At 73.8% G+C, this 5,481-nt stretch carries 7 protein-coding genes; 5 read left to right on the top strand and 2 right to left on the bottom strand.

Annotation, left to right across the window (positions count from 1 at the left end; genetic code table 11):
• Nucleotides 1-135 precede the first annotated feature (135 nt).
• The 3 genes from ACFW9D_RS07685 to ACFW9D_RS07675 all read left to right on the top strand — a co-directional run bounded on the left by ACFW9D_RS07685 (nucleotide 136) and on the right by ACFW9D_RS07675 (nucleotide 2,512).
• The gene (locus ACFW9D_RS07685) at nucleotides 136-927 is read left to right on the top strand and encodes an SGNH/GDSL hydrolase family protein (RefSeq protein ID WP_188340210.1); all 792 of its coding nucleotides are present in this window, start codon (nucleotides 136-138) and stop codon (nucleotides 925-927) included.
• Nucleotides 928-966: 39 nt separating this feature from the next.
• Complete coding sequence (locus ACFW9D_RS07680) at nucleotides 967-1,623, top strand: YdeI family protein (protein WP_384619043.1); 657 nt, start codon at nucleotides 967-969, stop codon at nucleotides 1,621-1,623.
• 127 nt (nucleotides 1,624-1,750) lie between these two features.
• Nucleotides 1,751-2,512, top strand: a complete 762-nt coding sequence (locus ACFW9D_RS07675) for a bifunctional 2-polyprenyl-6-hydroxyphenol methylase/3-demethylubiquinol 3-O-methyltransferase UbiG (RefSeq protein ID WP_188340208.1) — start codon at nucleotides 1,751-1,753, stop codon at nucleotides 2,510-2,512.
• Here the strand turns inward: ACFW9D_RS07675 and ACFW9D_RS07670 are convergent.
• Nucleotides 2,490-2,951, bottom strand: coding sequence for a hypothetical protein (locus ACFW9D_RS07670; RefSeq protein WP_384619039.1), 462 nt, complete (start codon nucleotides 2,949-2,951; stop codon nucleotides 2,490-2,492). The genes ACFW9D_RS07675 and ACFW9D_RS07670 overlap by 23 nt on opposite strands.
• An 18-nt stretch (nucleotides 2,952-2,969) precedes the next feature.
• Nucleotides 2,970-3,443, bottom strand: a complete 474-nt coding sequence (locus tag ACFW9D_RS07665; protein WP_384619036.1) for a hypothetical protein — start codon at nucleotides 3,441-3,443, stop codon at nucleotides 2,970-2,972.
• Between the two features lie 116 nt (nucleotides 3,444-3,559).
• Between ACFW9D_RS07665 and purB the strand changes: the two genes are divergently transcribed.
• On the top strand, nucleotides 3,560-4,999 hold the full coding sequence (gene purB, locus ACFW9D_RS07660) for an adenylosuccinate lyase (RefSeq protein WP_188340206.1): 1,440 nt from the start codon (nucleotides 3,560-3,562) through the stop codon (nucleotides 4,997-4,999).
• Nucleotides 4,996-5,481: mismatch-specific DNA-glycosylase (locus tag ACFW9D_RS07655; RefSeq protein ID WP_384619110.1), on the top strand; the 486-nt coding region annotated here is incomplete at its 3' end. The genes purB and ACFW9D_RS07655, both read left to right, overlap by 4 nt.

The following is a 5,481-nucleotide window of genomic DNA, read 5'->3' as shown; positions in this document are numbered from 1 at the left end:
CTCAGCCCCCCCCCTGCCTGGGGGGGGGGCCCCCCCCGGGCGCAGGTGGGTCGACCGTGACTGTGCCGCGGCGGGGGGGGGGCCCCGCCCCGGCGGCGCCGGGGGCCCGCGCACCGGGATACGATCTCTGGCGCCATGCAGATGAACGTCAAGTACACCAGCCTCGTCGCGGTCGGCGACTCCTTCACCGAAGGCATGTCGGACCGGCTGCCGGACGGCTCGTACCGCGGCTGGGCCGACCTCCTGGCCGGCCGGATGGCTGCCCGGGACCCGGGGTTCCGGTACGCCAACCTCGCCGTGCGCGGCAAGCTCATCGGGCAGATCGTCGACGAGCAGGTCGACGTCGCCGCCGCGATGCGGGCCGACGTCGTCACCCTCGTGGGCGGCCTGAACGACACGCTGCGTCCCAAGTGCGACATGGGCCGGGTGCGCGGGCTGCTCACCGAGGCCGTGGAGCGGCTCGCCCCCTCCTGCGAGCAGCTCGTGCTGATGCGCAGCCCCGGGCGCAACGGCCCTGTCATGGAGCGGTTCCGGCCGCGCATGGAGGAGCTGTTCACGTGCATCGACGAGCTCGCGGAGCGGCACGGCGCCGTGGTCGTCGACCTGTACGGGGCGCCGGTCCTCGGCGAGCAGCGGATGTGGGACGTGGACCGGCTGCACCTCACCGCCGAGGGGCACGAGCGGGTGGCCGAGGCCGTGTGGCAGGCGCTCGGGTATCCGCCGGAGTCCGACTGGCGTGCGCCGCTGGCCGCGGCGGCGCGGCCGAACTGGGCCGCGCGGCGCGTGGCCGACGCGCGGTTCGCGAAGCAGCACCTCGTGCCGTGGATCGGGCGGCGCCTGACGGGCCGCTCGTCGGGTGACGGACTCGCGCCCAAGCGCGGGGAGCTCGCGCCGTACGGGGAAGCCTCGGCGCCCTCCGACTCGTAACTCCCCCGCGCCCCTGGGCAACCGCCCTATTCTGCCCGCATGGCGCAGTCCGAGGGGTTCGTGGGGAACGCGGGATCCAATGGGTCCGAGGGGTCAAAGGGATCCGAGGGGTCCGAAGAGTTCAACGGGGTCGAGGTGCGCGCGTTCCCGGACGCGGCGGCCTTCGACGACTGGCTCAGCGCGCATCACACGCGCGGCGCGGGCCTGTGGGTGAAGGTCGCGAAGCGGGCCTCAGGGATCGCGTCGGTCACGGACGACGAGCTGGTCGACGTGGGGCTGTGCTGGGGGTGGATCTCCGGGCAGCGGCGTGGCCTGGACGACCGGTACTACCTCCAGAAGTACGTGCCGCGCCGGCCGCGCAGCATGTGGTCGCAGGTGAACGTCGACAAGGTGGCGGAGCTGGCGGCGGCGGGCCGGATGCGGGAGCCGGGGCTCGCCGAGGTCCGGCGGGCGCAGGAGGACGGCCGCTGGGACCGCGCGTACGCGTCACAGGCGACGGCCACGGTTCCGGACGATCTGGCGGCGGCGCTCGACGCGGAGCCGGCCGCGCGCAGGGCGTTCGACGCGCTCGACCGGACCGCCCGCTATCTGACCCTGCTGCCCCTCCTCCAGGCCACGACGCCGGAGGCGCGCAGGACGCGGCTGGAGCGGGCCGTGCGGGCCCTCGCCGCAGCGGGGCCCGCCGACGCGGGCTGATCGGGCCGACTTGTGCACGCGCCCGAGAGCGGGTGCCGATCTTTGTGGTTCCTGTCAGTCGGTGTTCGCTCCGGCGCGCCGGAAGACTGCGACGCGCCAGACACCACCGACCCCTGCGGGAGGCATCGTGAGCACGAGCGCGGAGCAGCAGTACGACCGGATCGGCGAGGCGTTCGAAGGGTTCAAGGCCCTGACGCTGTGCCGCTACGCGGAGGTCCCGGGCTTCCTGGAGCTGGTCGGCGACGTGCGCGGCCGGTCCGTCCTCGACCTGGCCTGCGGGACCGGCTTCTACAGCCGCGAGTTCAAGCGGCGCGGGGCCGACGACGTCCTCGGCGTCGACGTGTCCGGCGAGATGATCAACGCCGCGCTGCGCATCGAGGAGGCCGACCCGCTGGGCGTCCGGTACGCGGTGGGCGACGTGGCACGGCCGGATTCGCTCGGCCCGGGCCGCTACGACCTCGCGACCGCCGTGAACCTGCTCAACTACGCGGACACCACCGACACGATGACGGCCATGTGCCGCACCATCCACGCCGCGCTCGCGCCTGGGGGCACGTTCTACGCCCTCAACCAGAGCCCGGACTACGACTTCGAGGGGCCGAGCCCGCGCCCGTACGGGTTCCTCAGCGAGCTGGAGGGCAGCCGCTCCGAGGTCGGTCCCCGGGTACGCATCACCGCGTTCCTGGAGCCGCAGCCGGTCTCCTTCACGGCGAACCTGCCGCGCCGCGAGGTGTACGCCGAGGCGCTGACCCGGGCCGGCTTCACCGAAGTCACCTGGTCGCCGCTGCCCGTCTCGCCCGAGGGCCGCGCGGCGTTCGCCCCCGGCTTCTGGGACGACTACGAGGCCAACCCGCCCTTCGAACTCCTCACGGCCCGGCGCCCCGCCTGACCGTTCGGGGCGGCGGGGGCGGCGGGGGCGGGTAGGCCGGGCGGGGCGGCACGCGCGGTGCGGGGGGACGCACGGCGGCCGGCGGAGGCGGGGGCTCGTCCGGAATCACGGCACGGGGCCTGGGCCGGGGCGCCGGGGCCGCCGCCGGTGGCGGGCCGGGTGGCGGGGGCGGTGGGGCGTCCGGTGCGGACAGGAGCGGGACGCCCGCGCGCAGCCGGCGCACGGATTCCTCGGCCCGGCGCCGGGCGCGTGGGTCGTCGTCCCGGGTGAAGTCGAGCCGGATGCCGAGCCGGCCGAGCCCCTGCACCTCGCTCAGCCGGTAGCCCATCGCGTGCGCGATCCGCTCCGCCCGCTCCCGCTCGTCCCCTCTCCCGGACCGCAGCACGACCTCGACCCGCCCCCGCCCGTCGAACCGCCCCCGCACCACTTGCTCGTCCATCCCCCACCCCTTCCCGCCCTACGCCTCGACCACCCGCCGCGCTTCGGCCAGCACCTGGGCGTCCAGCTCGGCGCGCGTCAGTCCCTCGTACTCGATGATCTCGTACACGTCGTCGTACTCGGCCAGACTCCTGAGGTGGGGAACTCCGTGCCCGAAGCGCACGTGGATCCACTCCACGAACGCGCGGGGCGTCATCCCACCCGCCAACGTGCGTCGCGCCATGATCCCGACGGTCGCGAGCCGCCCGGCCTCGCTCCCGCGGGGGTGGTACGTCAGACCGAGGTCTTCGAGGGCGGCGGGCAGCAGGTCCGGCAGGTCGTAGTCGGCGTCCCCGGGCGCCACGGCTGCCAGCAGGCGCAGGGCCGGGCCGTCGAGGCCGGCCACCAGGGCGGTGCACGCGCCTTCGACGAGCGCGTACGCCTCGACGTCGCCCGCGCTCCACAGCGCGGCGAGGTCCTGGAGTGCGGCGGCGGGCCCTTGGGTACCGGTCATCCGTACAGCATCGCGGACGCGTACCGTGAGTAGCGCCGACTCCCGGATCACCTGTACGTTCCTCCAGGTCGGCGGTGGTTCGGAGCCTGTAGGGACGCCCGGTAAACTCCGTACACGTGACTGCGCCTGCCAAGCCCCGTATCCCGAACGTTCTCGCCGGACGCTACGCCTCCGCCGAGCTCGCCACCCTCTGGTCCCCGGAGGAGAAGGTGAAGCTGGAGCGTCGGCTCTGGCTCGCCGTCCTGAAGGCCCAGAAGGACCTGGGGATCGAGGTGCCGGACGCCGCGATCGCGGACTACGAGCGCGTCCTCGACCAGGTCGACCTGGCCTCCATCGCCGAGCGTGAGAAGGTCACGCGCCACGACGTGAAGGCCCGCATCGAGGAGTTCAACGCGCTCGCCGGGCACGAGCAGGTCCACAAGGGCATGACGTCCCGCGACCTGACGGAGAACGTCGAGCAGCTGCAGATCCGGCTCTCGCTCGAACTGATCCGGGACCGTTCCGTCGCCGTCCTCGCGCGCCTGGGCAAGCTGTCGGGCGAGTACGCCGAGCTGGTCATGGCGGGCCGCTCGCACAACGTCGCGGCGCAGGCCACGACTCTCGGCAAGCGCTTCGCGACCGCCACCGACGAGCTGCTGGTCGCGTACGGCCGGGTCGAGGAGTTGCTCACCCGCTACCCGCTGCGCGGCATCAAGGGCCCCGTCGGCACGGCGCAGGACATGCTCGACCTGCTGGGCGGCGACGACACGAAGCTGGCCGAGCTGGAGGACCGGATCGCCGGTCACCTCGGCTTCGCGCAGGCCTTCACCTCCGTCGGCCAGGTCTACCCGCGCTCGCTCGACTACGAGGTCGTCACCGCCCTGGTGCAGCTCGCCGCGGCCCCGTCCTCGCTCGCCAAGACGATCCGTCTGATGGCCGGGCACGAGCTGGTCACCGAGGGCTTCAAGCCGGGCCAGGTCGGCTCGTCGGCGATGCCGCACAAGATGAACACCCGCTCCTGCGAGCGCGTCAACGGCCTGATGGTGATCCTGCGCGGCTACGCGTCGATGACCGGCGAGCTGGCGGGCGACCAGTGGAACGAGGGCGACGTCTCGTGCTCGGTCGTGCGCCGCGTGGCGCTGCCGGACGCGTTCTTCGCGCTCGACGGCCTGCTGGAGACGTTCCTGACGGTGCTCGACGAGTTCGGCGCGTTCCCGGCCGTCGTCGCCCGTGAGCTGGACCGCTACCTGCCGTTCCTCGCCACCACGAAGGTGCTCATGGCGTCGGTGCGCGCGGGCGTGGGCCGCGAGGAGGCCCACGAGGCGATCAAGGAGAACGCCGTCGCGTCCGCGCTGGCGATGCGCGAGCAGGGCGCGGAGCGCAACGAGCTGCTGGACAAGCTCGCCGCCGACTCCCGCATCCCGCTGGACCGCGCGCAGCTCGACGGGCTGATGGCCGACAAGCTGTCGTTCACGGGCGCCGCCGCCGGCCAGGTCGCGCAGGTCGTCGCGCGCGTCGAGGAGATCGTCAAGCAGCACCCGGAGGCCGCCGGGTACACGCCCGGAGCCATCCTCTGACCCGGCTCACCCCCGCGGACCTGGAGGCCGCTCGTGACCGTCTCGTTCCGGACGTCGTCGCGAGCGGCCTCTCCGTGCTGTTCTGCGGGATCAACCCGGGTCTGATGACGGCGGCGACCGGACACCACTTCGCGCGGCCCGGCAATCGTTTCTGGCCGGTGCTGCATCTGTCCGGCTTCACGCCGCGCCTGCTGAAGCCGTCTGAGCAGGACGAGCTGCTGTCGTACGGGCTGGGGATCACCAATGTGGTGGCGCGGGCGACGGCCCGCGCGGACGAGCTGAGCGCCGAGGAGTTCCGCGAGGGCGGGCGGATCCTCACGGAGAAGGTCACGCGGCTGCGCCCGCGCTGGCTGGCGGTCGTGGGCGTGACCGCGTACCGGTCGGGGGGCTGGGGGGCGACGGGGAGAGGCGGGGCGCGCGGCGGGGGGGGCGGTGGCGGCGGCGGGTGTGGGGGGCGGCGACGCACTCGCGCGGGAGGCGAG

The sequence above is a fragment of the Streptomyces sp. NPDC059524 genome, from assembly GCF_042749255.1.
GTDB classification, from domain to species: Bacteria; Actinomycetota; Actinomycetes; order Streptomycetales; family Streptomycetaceae; genus Streptomyces; species Streptomyces xanthii.
This window is presented reverse-complemented; position numbering and strand designations above follow the sequence as displayed.